Consider the following 13,987-nt stretch of genomic DNA (forward strand, 5'->3'; position numbering starts at 1 on the left):
TCAGCACCCGGGTACGTGGCACGACGACTTCCTGAAACGTGCACCATGCTCAGAGAGTTGGGCGAACCCATCCTGGGAAGCGTGCACCCACCCTTGAAGGGCAGCGAACCAATGCCTCAAGACGACGAGCTGGCCAAGACCAAGAAGGCGGAACCCGGGCCGGGGCCTGAGCCAAGCCTTCTGGCCATTCTCCACGACTTTGGTACCTACCACGGGATCATCCCGGGAGATGAAGGCGGAGGGGGCTCAGTTCCCGTAATCGACGCAAGGACCGGCCAATTCGTGGCATGGGCGCACCGGAACCCCGAGACTGGCACCTACGAGTATGTAGAGCCGGAGACGATCACGATCCGAGTGTCCGGCACGTCGGCCCCCAGGGCTTCGGGCGGGGTAGCGGGATTGTGGCCTGCTGGTACGCGCGGCCGCAACGGCCAGAGGGTGGCACCTGGCGATCCGCTGAGCGCCGGGCCAAGCTCAGAGGGCACTCCGGAGAGGAAACCGACAAGTGCAGGTTCACCGCCGAGCAGCGGGCTCACCGCGGACGGTCGGACGTGGCAGGACGTCCCCAGCCCTGGCAGCGCCTCCAACTATATAAGGCTGACGAACGAACACACGACCGCGGCTGGCATAGGCCATCCTGTGAACACCGGCGAATGCCCGATCGTCCTTGCCGGCGTCACAGCATCTGGGGCATTCGTGCCCGAGGGCGGTGAGGGCACGTTTCACGTCATCCTTCAGCCCGGTCAGAGCGTTGATTGGTTCCACGCGGACCCTCGAGCGGTCGCCATTGTCGTGGCCGCGTTCAGCAACTGCCACGGTCGTGCACAGATCACGTTTGACACGCCGTTCACCTGATGCTCAGGCCACTCAAGCGGATCATCTTCATCCCAACTAGCGGAGAGGTGAACGTGCCACACGACAAGATCGCGAAGACGAAGGAGCAAGTGCCGCGCTACCACCTCGGCACTGATCCCATGGTCGTCTGGATTCTCCATGACGGACCGAAATTCGAAATGTTCGCGGGGGGAGGCAGCGCCACATCGGGGCCCCCGATCCGGGCGACGGTGAGGAATCCCGGAGAGGGCGGAGGCTCTCCAGACTCGTACGAGTACGTCGCGGTCTGCCCAGTGAGTCGCCACGCCGAGGACCTGACTGGCGTTAACCGCAGCGGCGCCTGGGTTGGTGCTGTACGACAAGACCTCGCCGGGGCCCAAGCCGACGCCGCCAATCACGAGCACCCTGATCGGGCCTATGTCGCTTACCACTCGGACGGGATCGGTATCGGCCCCATTGTCACCTCGTAGCTGGCTGGCCCGGACTCGGCAGCCTGATCGAAGCGGGCGACGAACTCCTTGAGGTTATCGATCGTCGTCTCCGCGGTGCGCGTGCAACTCGCGGAGGTGGCTGGCCGCACTGGGACGGCAGTCGCAAGCGCGACCCTGATCGACCGGCTGAGCCGACGCCCGCGCTGCTGTTTCTCAAGACAACCACGGGCCTCAAGATCCGTAACTGCGGCCCAAAGCGGCCGACTAACGCTGCTGCTGGACGTGAACGAAGCTAATGAGGCCGGGATCATCGCATCGGCGGCCAACGCCCTGCTAGAGCTCAGCGGTTCGCGCGCGGACGGACCGCTGTTCACACTGAATGGGCGGCGGCTAACCAAGGCTGGCGGGCGCCTTCCGCGAGGCGACCGGCGGGCGCACCATCCACGCCCTGCGGTTCACGCGACAGAGGAAGGAGCAGGGCGCGCCCCGGCTCAGCTCCACCGCCGACCGGTCCGAGGGCAAGACCGCGTAGGCAGCGCGGCAACGCACACGGCCCCCGCCGAAGCGGGGGCCGATCGGTCCTCTTGGAGAAAGACCGCCGCCACCATAGCAGCGACCGCCGCCGACGCCGGCGTGCGCGTACGGCTACGCTGCCCACTGCACCAGGGCAGAGACCGGAGGACGGGGATGAGTCGGGGCAAGCCGTATCTGGTCGGGCACCAGGAGTTCGCCGCGCTGTACCGCGTCGACGCGAAGCAGGTCGCGCAGTGGCTGGCGCCGAGCCGCGGCAGTGTGCTGGATCCGGAGACCGCCATCATCGTCAGTGGGGTGCGGTATTGGCCGCTCGGCTTCGCTGTCAGGTGGGGAGCGACCACGGCGCGGTTCCGACAGGTCGACCTGGACGTGAGGGCGCGGATCATCGCGGAGCAGGGTGAGGGCTGGGAGCCGGATCTGGGGGATGAGCTGCCGCCGATCGTCGGCCAGCAGGAGATCATCGAGCTGTTCCATCTGCCCGCGCAGGGCAATTTGGCGACGACCATCGCGACTGGGCGGTTTCCGGAGCACGACTGGCTGCTGTCCGGGTCGAGGCTCTGGATGCTGGAGACCGTCCTCGATGCTGTCCCGAAGCTCCGCGAGAGCGCGCGGGGCCTGCCCTGGGACGTGGACGAAGCGGTCGTCGCCGCCCTTCGCGACGGCACGTACGACGGGCCCGGCAGTCGCGTACTGACCCGAGGCCGCCATACCCGAAAGGCCATCTGACCTGCGCAAACACTGTACCTAGCCTCGAATTGCAATTAAGATATAAGTGATCCCCTTTGCGGGGGCCACAATTCACCAAGGAGGCAGCAGTGCAGTTCAGCGCAACGCCGGGAGGCGACGAGATCGCGGTCATGAGCGCCCGCGATGCCCTGATCATCGAAGGGGCCCTCTCGCTCTACGTCCTCAAGCACCCCGACTCCAACATCGCCATCGATGCCCTGCGGGCCGCGTCGGCGGCCAACGAGGCTCGCGAGGCACGCATGGAGGAGGCGGCCGAGCGGACCTCCGCCTGACCTCGGGCCAAGTGCGTGAAGTCGCGCCTGTAGCCGGTGGGGTTGATCATCTGGCCGCCGACCCTCAAGATAGGTGACATTCTTGAAAGAGGTCACACCAGGGGGTGGGTATGGCAGCCGTCCAGGACGAGATACCGGGCCTGGTCATCCACACCGTGAGGCAGCCGGAGAACCAGCCGGCGTCGATCCAGGCCCAGTTCGAGACGTTCCACCAGCTCAACCCCTGGGTGCTCCGCGCGTTGGAAGCCCTGACCGCCGACTACCTGAAGCGCGGCGCGAGCCGAGTCGGCATCGGGATGCTCTTCGAGGTCCTGCGCTGGCGATACGTCACGGCGACCGAGGGCGACGAGTTCCGCCTCAACAACAACTTCCGCAGCCGGTACGTCCGGCTGCTCATCGAGCGTCACCCCGAGTGGGTGAGCGCCTTCGAGGTCCGCGCCCTGCGGACCGACTGAATCAGTTCTCTTGGAGACGAACGCCCCATGAACCAACCGACCGAACAGCAGGGCGACGACGCTGCGTCCAGCGCGCCGCCCCTGACGACCACAGAGGTACTGCCCGAACGCAGCGTGTCCCAGAGCGCCGTCGTCCTGCGCGCCGACCAACTGGAGTTCGACGCACGTCAGGTGGCCGCCCTGGCTCTGATCAGTCCCGGGCTGGAGCAAGCGCCGCGTGCGCAACTGGCCGTCTTCTTCCACTACTGCGTGCGCAGCGGCCTCGACCCGTTCGCCCGGCAGATCTACATGATCGGCCGCACCAACTGGAAGGCCGCCGACAACCCCGACGAGCCGGAGAAGACCTGGACCATCCAGACCGGCATCGACGGCTTCCGCACCGTCGCGCACCGGGCGGCGGCCAAGGCCGGGGAGTCCATCTCGTACGAGGACACCGTCTACTACGACTCCGAGGGCAACGCCCACGAGGTCTGGCTGTCCAAGGCGTACCCGGCCGCGGTCAAGGTCACCGTCCTGCGCGGCACCAGCCGGTTCCCCATGATCGCCCGCTGGGACGAGTTCGCCCCGACGTACTACGACCGCAAGCAGGGCGCGTACGTCGTGGCGAAGATGTGGCAGCAGATGCCCGCCCACATGCTCCGCAAGTGCGCCGAGGCCGGCGCGCTGCGCATGGCCGCGCCGCAGGACCTGTCCGGCGTGTATTCGGATGAGGAGATGGCGCGGGCCGACGCTGAAGCCGTCGTCCGTGAGGCGGAAGAGGCGACCCGACGCCTGCGCGAGGCCGCCGGGCTCGAAGCGGGGGCCGACAAGGGCGGCGACGCGAAGGAGGAGTCCGCCGAGGACCAGGGCGAGACCACGGAGAAGCCCGCGCCGAAGAAGCGGGCGCGTGCCGCGAAGAAGGCCGCCGCGAAGGCCGAGCCGGACGCCTCCTCCGAATCCGCCCCGCCCGACGAGCCCCCGGCCCCGGCGAAGCGGGCTCCGCGAAAGCGCGCCGCCGCACCTCGCCGGGCCTCCTGACCCTGACGACACCGGGTGCCGCCCGCTGTCGTCGGGCGGCACCCCACCCTCTTGGAGAACACCGTGACCACCATGGCCATCGCGCCGGAGCGGCCCGTCAGCCTGTGGCCCGCCGCGCACGCGGCGGACGCACGCCGTCCCCGCTCCCAACAGACCAAGCTCGGCGCCAGCGACACCGTGTGCGCACGCCGGGCCGGATACCTCCTGCACGGCCGCACCCCGACCGACGTCGGCGAGAAGCGCAAGGCGATCCTCGGCACCTGGCTGCACACCGGGATACTCGACGCCGCCCGCGAGGAGTACGGCTGGCTCATCGAGCGCCGCGTCGAGGACAACACCGTCCGGGGCCACATCGACGCCGTCCAGCTCGACTCGACCACCGCCGCCCGGTTGCCGAAGCGACTGCGCCCCACGCTCCCGGCCGAGGAGACAACGGTCGAGGACGTGAAGACCAAGAGCACCTACCAGTGGGACAGCATCCTGCGGTACGGCGCCAGCGAGGCCGAGCTGCGGCAGGTCTACCTGTACGCCGACCTGCTCGGCACGGAAGGCTTCGCCAGCGTCCCGGGTCAGCGGCAGCTCGCCCGCCTCGGGCCGGTGCCGGTCGCTCGCATCCGCTTCCGGTTCATCAACCGCGACAACGGCGACGACCACGTTCAGGAGATCGCCTACGAGGCCGACCGCGCCCGCCGTGCCCGCTGGTGGGTTCAGCAGGTGCGGGCCGCCGCCTCCCCGGAGGAACTGCCGCGCACCTTCCAGGGGCCGGGCATCTCCGCGATCTGCGACCACTGCCCCTTCCGTACCGCGTGCTGGGGGCCGCTCGTCGCCGGGCGCTCCCCGCAGAGCCAGCTCATCCACGACGACGAGGAACGCGCGAAGGCGCTGGCCGAATACGCCGAGGTCTCCGAGCAGATCAAGCCGCTCAAGGACCGGCAGAAGTTCCTGCGCGCCCAGCTCGAAGGCTCCGAACCCGGCGTCTACGGCGACAACGTCCTGAAGTGGAGCGGCGGCAACCCGACCAAGGTCGATGACGTCGAGGCGATGCTCGCGCTGTACCGCCGCGCAGGACTGGAGGTGCCCATGGTGCCCGACGCGGCGGCGATGAAGGCGACGCTGAAGGAGGTGGGCATCCCCCTGCCCACGCGCCTCGACCACGACCGGCGGACCGCGGTGAGCATCAACGTCACCGCGCGCAAGAAGCCCTGATCGCGCCACCCGGCGGGGCCGGAGCCGGCGTGCTCCGCCCCGCCCTGGCGCGGCGGGAACCGGACGCAACACGGAGAGGTGCCGGTGAGCATCCAACTGATGGTGGCGGCCGCCTACCTGCCGAAGGAGGTGATCAACACGACGCAGAAGCAGGTCCTCATGAAGATCGCTGACTCGGCCGACGACCAGACCAGACTGGCCCGGCCAGGGCTGGAGCGGATGATGGCCTGGGCCGGCGTAGGGGAGAAGCAGGTCATCACGGTGGTGACGCAGCTCGTCGGCCTCGGACTGGTCGAGCGGGTGACCATCGGCCGTGTCGGCCGCCGAGCCGAGTACCGGGTGTTCCCGCACGGCGTGCCGCCCATCCCGTCGACGGAGGAGCTGATCGAGCGGCGCCGGGCGGCGCAGCGTGCCCCGACCAACCCCCGGCTGGCCCGCAAGGGCGCGCGCCGCAAGCCCTCCGCGGCGGCCCGCACTCAGCAGGACGTCGCCGCACGGGAGGAGGCGCGGGCCGCCGCCGAGGCCGCGTCGGAGCCAGGGTTGCCCCAGGGGAACCCTGATGACGCTCCGGGCAGGGTTGCCCTGGGGGAACCCAGTGGGTTGCCGCAGGGAAACCGAGCGGGTTCCCCTGGGGAAACCCCTTCTCTTCCTCCTTCTTCCTCTTCTCTTCCTCACCCCCCTACCCCCACGGCTGACGCCGCAGGGGAGCCGGAGGCGGGGCACGGAGACCAGCAGCGGGCGGGCTGTCCGAAGCACGCCGAGCCGGTGGGGAGCTGCCGGGGGTGCGGGACGAACCCGCGTGCCGGGCGGGAGCAGGCTCGACGTGAAGCGGCCGACCGCGAGCACCGCGAGCAGCAGGACTGGCTACGGCAGTTCTTCGCCGAGCAGGAGCGGCGCGTTGCCCAGACGGACCCGCAAGCCCTGGAGATGGCCCGCCAACGAGTGCGAGACCTGGCGCGAATGGGGCGCGAGACGGGTGCCAACTCTCGCCAGAAACAGGGGCGTTCACGAGATCGACAACATTGACGCCCCGGTGTATGCCATTAAGATATAAGCATGAGATCGGAACTGGCCGAACTCACCGACCTCTTGGAGACCACCTTGAACGACACGCTCACTCCGGCCCCCGACGCCTACGTCGTGGTCGGCGAAGTCATCCACGGCCCGCACCTCGCTCCGCGCCTGGTCGGCCAGCTGTACTGCTCGGCCGAGTGCGCCGAGCATGGCGTCCGCGAGCTCGTCAGCGACCTGAGCGAGGAGGAGGGTGGCAGCGGCTTCGTCCTGCCCCATGAGGGGCGCATGATCGGCTGCGTCGTCACCCGCGGCGGCCGCATGTGGTCCGTGCAGATCCTCGCCCGCAGCGAACTGCCCACCGTCTGAATCACGCTTCACCTGAGATAGGTGACATTTTTTAACGACGGGCGCACCTTCTGTGCGCTCGTCGTGCACACCCTCTTGGAGACCAGAACATGACCACCACCATCGCGGCTCTGCCCGACCACAACCGCACCACCGACCCGCTGTGGCAGAGGCTGTTCCACGGCTACGGCCACGTCGTCACCCCGCTGCGCTACGCGGGCTGGGTCACCGACATCGAGACCTCCGGCGGCGAGTTCCACGTCCGCGCCGACCTGCGGGACGGCACGGAACTGATCATCGCCTCCGAGCACAGCCTGCCCGCCGACCCCGCCGAGGTGACCGGCTGGACCGCCGTCCGCCAGGACGTGGAGAACGCCGACCGGCATACCGTCCTGTACGACTCCACCCCCAACGGACCCCAGCGCCACCACGGCAACAGCATCATCCCCCTGCTGGCCCGCATCGACGGCCTCGACGTTCCCCGCCGCGCACCCCGGCTGATCGTCTCGGCCACGCACACCGCGCCGTACGGCGCGAACCACAACCAGACCGCCGGGATCGAGGGCGCGGCCACCGCCATCGCCCGCTTCTCGGAGTGGTCCCAGCGGCTCATTGACCACGAGGGCTACCGCCGCGTCTGGCAGCGGCCCCAGGCGGACGGCTACCCGCTGGCGCTGTTCGAGAGCGCCGGACACATCACGACCGTCCGCGTCACCCGCAGCGATGACTGACCGGCCGCACCGCACACCGCCCCCCACCGGGGGCGCGGACCGGTGATCTGGCTGCTGATCGTGTGCGCCCTCGGCCTGCTGGGGTTCACCGCCCTCGGCATCGAGGACAGCCGCTACCACCGCGCGTTACGCGCCTCCGACGAGTCCTGACCACGGCCGCCCGGCCCACCATCCGGGCCGGGCGGCCCCGCCTCTTGGAGACCTAAGACCGTGCCCCGATCCATCCACCTGCTCTGCGGAGCGGGCGGAGATGCCACCGGCCTGTTGGAAGCCGGTTTCGACCCAATCCTCGGCATCAACCACTGGCAGACCGCCGTCGACACGTTCGAGCTCAACCACCCGAAGGCGACTGCGCGCTGCGCCAACATCCAGAACTACCCCATGCGCTGGCTGCCCCGGGCTCTGATTATGTGGGCCAGCGTCATCTGCACCGAGGTCAGCCCGGCCGGCGGGAAGAAGCGGCCCGACCCGGTGCAGGACGCGCTGTTCGAGGAAGAGGAGCAGTGGCGCGAACTGCCCCCGGAAGCCTTCGAGATGACCCGGGTGACCGCGTGGTGCGTGTTGCGCGCCGCCGAGGCGAAGCGGTTCCCGTGCGTCGTCGTGGAGAACGTCGTCGAATTCATCACCGACTGGCTGCTGTTCCCCGAGTGGATCCGCGCCATGAAGAAACTCGGCTACCGCGTCCAGATCGTCTCCGTGTCCTCGGCGCACATAGGGTCGGAGACCAATCCATACGCCCCGCAGTGGCGCGACCGCGTGTACCCGGTCTTCACCCTCACCGGGATCCGCCGACCTGACTTCGCCCCGCGCCCGCTGGCGTACTGCTTCGAGTGCGGGCGGGACGTCAAGGCGCGCCAGAGTTGGCGCGACCCGCGGGTGAAGGTCGGCAAGTACCAGCAGCAGTACGACTACCGCTGCCCGAACATCCGCTGCCGCCACGCGCTGGTGGAGCCGTACGTCCGGCCCGCCTCCGACGTGATCATGTGGGACGACATCGGCCAGCGCATCGGAGACCGATCCCGCCCGCTGGTGCCGAACACCATGCGCCGCATAGCGGCCGGACTGGCGAAGTTCCCCTACGAACCGTCCGTCGTCACCCTCACACACGGCAAGGACGGCACCGACCGGGCCTTCGCCCCGCACACCCGGCCACTGCCCACCCGCACGGCCAAGCTCGGTGAAGCTCTCCTTGTGCCGGTCGGCGGCTCGTGGAACGACACGGCCTCGCCCGTCGGGGAGCCGATGCGAACCCGCACCACCCGGGAGAGCGAAGCCCTCGTCACGGTGGACCCGTTCATCGTGGAGTTCCGCAACAACTGCGACGCCGCGCCGATCGACGCCCCGCTGAGCACCATCGCCACGGCCCGCCACCACGGCCTGGTCGTGCCCGACGGCAACGTCCGCACCCGGGCCCGCAACACGTTGGTGATCCCGTACCGCAAGGCCGCGCCGAAGACCGCGGCCGAGCCCCTGCACACGCTGTCGACCCGCGACTCGGCGGCCGTCGTACGCAGCGCCCCCGCCATCGAGGACTGCCACTTCCGCATGCTCCAGCCCCGCGAGCAGCTGCGCGGCCAGCGGTTCCCCGACACCTACGAGGTTGTCGGCTCCAAGGCCGCCCAGACCCAGCAGGCCGGCAACGCGGTGAGCGTCAACGTCGCGCGGTGGCTGGGCGAACGCCTCAAGCCCGTCCTTGCCTGACCCACTCCGAAGAAGAAGGGACACCCCTGCCATGACACCGGCAGCACACGACCAGGTGGCCACCCTGGCTCAGCAGCGCGAGGAGCTGTCGCTCGCGCTCCGCCGAGCCGAGCAAGCGCACTGCCTGGGCATCATCGATCACCTCGCGGCCAAGATCCGTGCCCGCTGCCCCGAGGCCGTCTACGTGGCCATCGACCGCAGCGGCCAAGACCGCGTCGTCACCGTCTACGGCGTGCTCGGCGAGCAGCCAAGTCCGCTGGGAGCGTGCCCCTGGCTGTGGGACGGCACCCAGGCCGGGCATCCGCTCAACGAGATCGACTCGGACATCACCCTGGACATCGAGTACGCGCTCCTGCCCCCGACCTCACCCGTGTGGGCGCTCGTGCACCGCAACACGGGCATGGACGGCAGTTGGCTTCTGGAGCTGCCCCCGGCCGACCGCGCGGCCCGCGTGGCCGAGTTGAGACGCGGGCACCACCCTGCGGCGACGGCGGTCATCGTGGACGGCCGCGCAGGCGGGGGCCGTGTCGTCGGGGTCATCGAGGCGCAGGCGGACGATGACGCCCCCGTCCCTGTGGCCCAGCCCCGGCTCAGCAAGGTGTGCGACGACGCCCTCACGCGCCTCGTGGCACAGGTCTTCCTCCCCCCGCCGCTGGCCGACCGTCACCTGATGCCGGTACCGCGCGGCTTCGCCCATCCCCACGGCTCCAGCGTCAGCGATCAGGTCCGCCTGATGCCGCTGCCGCCGACCGCCTAGCCGACGGGAGGAGGAGCAGATGAGCGGCAACGGGTGGGTCGCCCAGGCCCCCTGCGCCGGGGACGCCCGCTTCACGTCCGAGGAGACGGCGGCCGAAGCCCCGACGGAGCCGCTGGTCCTCTCGCTCCTCGCGGCCTGCCAGGGTTGCCCGTTCCGTTCGCAGTGCATCGACCTGGTCATGCCGAGTACGAGCCTGTTCGACGGCGTGTGCGGCGGGCGGCTCTGGCGCAACGGCCAGGTCCTCGCGACCTGCGAGGGTGCTCAGCCCGTCGAACTACGCGAGCGCGGCCGACGCCCGATCACCCACGGCACCGAAGCCGGTGCCCGTGCCCACAACCGGCGCGGGGAGCGCGCCTGCTCCCTGTGCCTGGAGGCCGGACGGCTCGCCCAGCAAGCCCGCCGGGCCCGCAAGCGCGCCTCCGGCGCCTGATCACCACCCCTACAACTCCTGCGGAGACACACCATGTTCACCATCAAGGCCCGCGACCTGGCGGCCATCCTCGACCAGGCCGCCCCGCACCGCTTCCGGGCGGACGAGGACGCCAACGACCTCGACGCCCTGATCCTCGATTGCACCCCCGGCCACCTCCACGTCGTCGCGTGCAGCGACCGGACGCTCGCCGTCGCCCGCACCCCCGTCGCGGGCGAGGTGTGGACGGCCCCAGTCGGCTACGACGACGCCACCACGCTGCGCGGCTGGCTGGAGTCGTCCGACACCGTCACCATCGAGCACGTCACCAATGGCGGCCACCAGCTGCTCCGCTTCACCGAGGGCGTCGCGCAGCTCACCATCCCCGCCGCACCCCACGTCGGCCGCCTGCCCTGGCGCGCCCTGCTGCGCCTGGTACTCGACGCCCGCGACCACGGCGCGCTGCACGGTTGGCACGTGCAGCTGAGCGCCGACGACCTGTCCCGGTGGCTGAACGCCGGCGGCAAAGGCGAGGCGATCGAGTTCCGCTCCCTGGGGTCTGCGGGCACCCTGGTGACCGCCGGTCCCGACTTCCTCGGCCTCCAGACCCCGCACGGGGACGGCCCGGTGCCGGGCGAAGGATGGTCCTCGTCGCTGCGCACCCGCCTGTTCCTCTTCGCCGGGCAGTTCCTCGAGGTCGGGGCGCGCTACGCGGACTGGACGGGTACGGCCTGGGTCGTGCCCGCCCGGCCCCGCCCCGGTGAGGAGCCGCAGCTGATCTCGGCCGACTACGCGGCCGTCGCCCTGCCCATCTCCCAGGTGCTCGCGGTCGGCAAGTTCCTCGTCCGCCTGCCCGACTAACGCGAGATAGATGACATTCATGAATCAACGTGTGTGCTCTCGCGCTTCGGTGTGCGACCACGTCGCGGACCCCGGCTACGGACTGAACCCGTGGCCCGCCGCGTGGCGCGCCCGTCCCTCGACTCCTGTGGCCCAGCTGAATCGAAAGGAAAGCCCCGTGAACAAGGCCCAACTCATCCAGGCCGTGGCGAAGGTGACTGGCAACCGCGCTCAGGCGGCCGACGCCGTGGAAGCCGCGCTCGACGCGATGGTCCGCGCCGTCGCCGCCGGTGAGGTCGTCTCAGTCACCGGCTTCGGCAGCCTCACCCCCGAGGTGCGCCCGGCCCGTACCGCCCGCAATCCGCAGACCGGTGAGCCGGTGGAGGTCGCCGAGCGCCGGGTCGTGAAGTTCCGTCCCGGCGCCCGGTTCCAGGACCTCGTCGCGGGCCGCCGGGCGATGCCCGAGTCCGGCAACTGCATCCAGAAGGACCCCAAGGCCCCCAAGGTCGCCCGCCCGTAACCCGCTGCACACCAGGTGCCGTCCCGGCGCACGCCGGGACGGCACCGCCGAAGGAGTTCGAGATGAACGACCGTTCCGTGGGCGTCGAGATCGATGCCACGGCGAAGTGGCTGGAGGAGCGGTGCATGGTTGGCGCGGCCCGTCTGCTAAGGCGCGTCGCGCGCCAGAGGGACGAGGCCGTGCGGCAGCTTGGCCTTCGCCCCTCCTCGCCCGGGCATCAGGCGGGCGGCGGCGAGTGCACCGCTCCGCGCGACCTGGACGCCGCCGCCGAAGCGGCGATGCTGCGCACCGACGTGGCGCGTCTCCAGGCCCTGGCCGAGCGGGCCGGCTGGGTGCCCGACCCGGACGCGAAGCACCTGTGGCGCTGGCGCGACGGCTGGTGGGAACTGAGCTACCGCCGCAGGAATCCGAAGGACGGTTACCACGAGACCGGCTGGTATCTGTGGGGGCCGCCCGGCAGTTACGACGGCGAGTGGACGGCCCGCGCCAAGACTGCGGCCGTGGCTGAGGCCAACCGGCTTATCACTGACCATCGCGCGGCAACCGGCGAGGGCGATCGGTGACTGCCGAACTCCAAAGCGTCCCGGTGACCCTGCCGAGCGTCCAGAAGATGGGGGAGTGGCAGCCGCGTGTTGTCGGCCTCGACCTGTCGCTGACCTCGACCGGCATCGCGGGAACCGACTGGGCACGCGCCTACCGGCCCGGCCGCCGCCGCAGCCACGAGCGGCTGGACTGGCTGGTCACGGCCATCGCGCTGAGCGTGAAGGACGGCGCGGACCTGGTGGTCGTCGAGGGCGCCGCGTACGCCCAGGGTGGGCAGGCCGGGCACCACGAGCTGGCCGGGCTGTGGTGGCTGGTCACGCAGTACCTGTGGCGCCACAGCATCCCGTACGCCGTCGTGACCCCGCACGGGCGCACGATCTACGCGACCGGTCGGGCCAACCCGGCGCAGGACTTCCCGCGCAAGGACCGGGCCCGCGTCGCGAAGGGCATGGTGCGCTCGGTGGCCGTCGAGCGGTACGGCGTCCCGTGTGAAGGGCCGGGCCGCTACGACCAGGCGGACGCCACGATCCTCGCCGCGATGGGACTCGACTGGCTCGGCTACCCGACCGTGCCCGTGCCCGACTCGCACCGCCGCGCGCTGGAGGCCGTCCGCTGGCCCGATCTCATTCCGGCAGCAGCAGATTAGGAAATTGAATTGCGGAAATTAAATGCGCATTCAGTTTGCCATACCTTGCTTCTTGGGCATCTGCCATTAAGATATAAGTAAGAAATTCGGGAAACGCCCGAAGGGGAAGGGGAATTGGAATGGAAATCCAGAAACACGGATGTGGCTGCGAGTGCAACAGCGGCGGCTTCTGCGGCGGCTGCGGCCACGCCGGATGCGGCGGACGCCGCTAACCATCCCCGAACCCCAGCAGCACCCCGCGCCCCCGGCCAACCGCCGGGGGCGCACCCATACGCGCAAGCGCCTCTTGGAGAACCCCATGGCCGACACCTACTCGCCCGGAGTCCGGCAACTCGCCCACGAAATAGGGCTTGACCCCGAACACGTCGCCCACGCCGTCCGCTTCGCCTCACGCACCTTCGCCCGCGTGCAAGTGACGACCGGCATGAGCCTCGACCAGTTCCGCCGCCTGTTCACCCAGGACCGGCACTCCATCGCCATCGTCGCGAACCTCGCCATGCGCCACGCCGGCCGCCGCGACGACGCCCAACTCCTGATGGACATCTACAAGGCCGCCGAAGGCCGCCTCCCGTACCAGCGGCCCATCCACACCGGCGTCGGCACCCCGCCCGAATGCCACGGCCACCCGCACGTCCAGGCCGCCGTACGCATCCTGACCGCCGCCGGACTGCCGCCCATCCACACCGACGGCGTCCACGAACTCCGCCCCGGCTTCCAGGTCCTGCCCGACGACACCGGAGAACTGCCCGGCTGGGTGTTCATCGCGCCCGACCCCGGCGCCAAGGGCCGCACCGGCTTCGCAGGCGGAGACCTCGGCTACCTCGCCGTCATGCGCTGGGCCGGATGGGGCGTCATCACCGAACGCCTCCCCGGCGGCCTGTACGCCGCCTGCCACCCCGACCACCGGGACAACCCCTTCCCCACCGACCCCACCTCTTGACCCTGCCCGTGCCCGGCCGCCCCCTGCGGCCGGGCACGGCCCACC

Annotated in this window: 17 protein-coding genes; all 17 read left to right on the forward strand. The window is 70.1% G+C overall.

Annotation, left to right across the window (positions count from 1 at the left end; translation table 11 throughout):
- Positions 1-45 precede the first annotated feature (45 nt).
- The 17 genes from ACZ3TS_RS18300 to ACZ3TS_RS18380 all read left to right on the forward strand — a co-directional run bounded on the left by ACZ3TS_RS18300 (position 46) and on the right by ACZ3TS_RS18380 (position 13,942).
- The gene (locus tag ACZ3TS_RS18300) at positions 46-855 is read left to right on the forward strand and encodes a hypothetical protein (RefSeq protein WP_467618959.1); all 810 of its coding nucleotides are present in this window, start codon (positions 46-48) and stop codon (positions 853-855) included.
- A 1,097-nt stretch (positions 856-1,952) separates the two neighbouring features.
- Positions 1,953-2,525: a hypothetical protein gene (locus ACZ3TS_RS18305; protein WP_467618960.1), complete on the forward strand. Its 573-nt coding sequence runs from the start codon at positions 1,953-1,955 to the stop codon at positions 2,523-2,525.
- Positions 2,526-2,614: 89 nt separating this feature from the next.
- A complete protein-coding gene (locus tag ACZ3TS_RS18310; protein WP_467618962.1) occupies positions 2,615-2,818 on the forward strand; it encodes a hypothetical protein in 204 nt (67 codons plus the stop codon).
- Between the two features lie 110 nt (positions 2,819-2,928).
- A complete protein-coding gene (locus ACZ3TS_RS18315) occupies positions 2,929-3,273 on the forward strand; it encodes a hypothetical protein (RefSeq protein ID WP_374084448.1) in 345 nt (114 codons plus the stop codon).
- 27 nt (positions 3,274-3,300) lie between these two features.
- The gene (bet, locus tag ACZ3TS_RS18320) at positions 3,301-4,290 is read left to right on the forward strand and encodes a phage recombination protein Bet (protein WP_467618965.1); all 990 of its coding nucleotides are present in this window, start codon (positions 3,301-3,303) and stop codon (positions 4,288-4,290) included.
- A gap of 72 nt (positions 4,291-4,362) precedes the next feature.
- A complete protein-coding gene (locus ACZ3TS_RS18325; protein ID WP_467619133.1) occupies positions 4,363-5,496 on the forward strand; it encodes a PD-(D/E)XK nuclease family protein in 1,134 nt (377 codons plus the stop codon).
- 84 nt (positions 5,497-5,580) lie between these two features.
- Positions 5,581-6,522, forward strand: a complete 942-nt coding sequence (locus tag ACZ3TS_RS18330) for a helix-turn-helix domain-containing protein (protein WP_467618966.1) — start codon at positions 5,581-5,583, stop codon at positions 6,520-6,522.
- A gap of 30 nt (positions 6,523-6,552) precedes the next feature.
- A complete protein-coding gene (locus tag ACZ3TS_RS18335) occupies positions 6,553-6,876 on the forward strand; it encodes a hypothetical protein (protein ID WP_467618967.1) in 324 nt (107 codons plus the stop codon).
- A gap of 89 nt (positions 6,877-6,965) precedes the next feature.
- Positions 6,966-7,586, forward strand: coding sequence for a hypothetical protein (locus ACZ3TS_RS18340; RefSeq protein ID WP_467618970.1), 621 nt, complete (start codon positions 6,966-6,968; stop codon positions 7,584-7,586).
- Positions 7,587-7,796: 210 nt separating this feature from the next.
- Positions 7,797-9,287, forward strand: coding sequence for a DNA cytosine methyltransferase (locus tag ACZ3TS_RS18345; protein ID WP_467618971.1), 1,491 nt, complete (start codon positions 7,797-7,799; stop codon positions 9,285-9,287).
- Between the two features lie 31 nt (positions 9,288-9,318).
- Positions 9,319-10,044 carry a hypothetical protein gene (locus ACZ3TS_RS18350; RefSeq protein WP_467618973.1) on the forward strand — a complete coding sequence of 242 codons (726 nt, stop codon included), beginning with the start codon at positions 9,319-9,321 and terminating at the stop codon, positions 10,042-10,044.
- Positions 10,045-10,063: 19 nt separating this feature from the next.
- Complete coding sequence (locus ACZ3TS_RS18355) at positions 10,064-10,474, forward strand: hypothetical protein (protein WP_037640471.1); 411 nt, start codon at positions 10,064-10,066, stop codon at positions 10,472-10,474.
- A 33-nt stretch (positions 10,475-10,507) separates the two neighbouring features.
- A complete protein-coding gene (locus ACZ3TS_RS18360) occupies positions 10,508-11,314 on the forward strand; it encodes a hypothetical protein (RefSeq protein ID WP_467618976.1) in 807 nt (268 codons plus the stop codon).
- Between the two features lie 157 nt (positions 11,315-11,471).
- Entirely contained in the window at positions 11,472-11,813 is a 342-nt protein-coding gene (locus tag ACZ3TS_RS18365) for an HU family DNA-binding protein (RefSeq protein WP_467618977.1), read from the forward strand.
- A gap of 62 nt (positions 11,814-11,875) precedes the next feature.
- Positions 11,876-12,376, forward strand: a complete 501-nt coding sequence (locus ACZ3TS_RS18370; RefSeq protein ID WP_467618978.1) for a hypothetical protein — start codon at positions 11,876-11,878, stop codon at positions 12,374-12,376.
- Entirely contained in the window at positions 12,373-13,002 is a 630-nt protein-coding gene (locus tag ACZ3TS_RS18375; protein WP_467618980.1) for a hypothetical protein, read from the forward strand. The genes ACZ3TS_RS18370 and ACZ3TS_RS18375 overlap by 4 nt, the downstream gene beginning before the upstream one ends.
- Positions 13,003-13,300: 298 nt before the next feature.
- On the forward strand, positions 13,301-13,942 hold the full coding sequence (locus tag ACZ3TS_RS18380) for a hypothetical protein (RefSeq protein WP_467618981.1): 642 nt from the start codon (positions 13,301-13,303) through the stop codon (positions 13,940-13,942).
- Positions 13,943-13,987 lie beyond the last annotated feature (45 nt).

The organism is Streptomyces sp. NPDC022910, from assembly GCF_055561075.1.

What these genes read in the sequence shown, in the direction of transcription:
- bet (WP_467618965.1), top strand. Translation starts at nt 3,301, where the DNA reads ATGAACCAACCGACCGAACAGCAGGGCGACGACGCTGCGTCCAGCGCG.
- ACZ3TS_RS18315 (WP_374084448.1), top strand. Translation starts at nt 2,929, where the DNA reads ATGGCAGCCGTCCAGGACGAGATACCGGGCCTGGTCATCCACACCGTG.
- ACZ3TS_RS18300 (WP_467618959.1), top strand. Translation starts at nt 46, where the DNA reads ATGCTCAGAGAGTTGGGCGAACCCATCCTGGGAAGCGTGCACCCACCC.
- ACZ3TS_RS18305 (WP_467618960.1), top strand. Translation starts at nt 1,953, where the DNA reads ATGAGTCGGGGCAAGCCGTATCTGGTCGGGCACCAGGAGTTCGCCGCG.
- ACZ3TS_RS18360 (WP_467618976.1), top strand. Translation starts at nt 10,508, where the DNA reads ATGTTCACCATCAAGGCCCGCGACCTGGCGGCCATCCTCGACCAGGCC.
- ACZ3TS_RS18380 (WP_467618981.1), top strand. Translation starts at nt 13,301, where the DNA reads ATGGCCGACACCTACTCGCCCGGAGTCCGGCAACTCGCCCACGAAATA.
- ACZ3TS_RS18350 (WP_467618973.1), top strand. Translation starts at nt 9,319, where the DNA reads ATGACACCGGCAGCACACGACCAGGTGGCCACCCTGGCTCAGCAGCGC.
- ACZ3TS_RS18335 (WP_467618967.1), top strand. Translation starts at nt 6,553, where the DNA reads ATGAGATCGGAACTGGCCGAACTCACCGACCTCTTGGAGACCACCTTG.
- ACZ3TS_RS18325 (WP_467619133.1), top strand. Translation starts at nt 4,363, where the DNA reads ATGGCCATCGCGCCGGAGCGGCCCGTCAGCCTGTGGCCCGCCGCGCAC.
- ACZ3TS_RS18370 (WP_467618978.1), top strand. Translation starts at nt 11,876, where the DNA reads ATGAACGACCGTTCCGTGGGCGTCGAGATCGATGCCACGGCGAAGTGG.
- ACZ3TS_RS18340 (WP_467618970.1), top strand. Translation starts at nt 6,966, where the DNA reads ATGACCACCACCATCGCGGCTCTGCCCGACCACAACCGCACCACCGAC.
- ACZ3TS_RS18355 (WP_037640471.1), top strand. Translation starts at nt 10,064, where the DNA reads ATGAGCGGCAACGGGTGGGTCGCCCAGGCCCCCTGCGCCGGGGACGCC.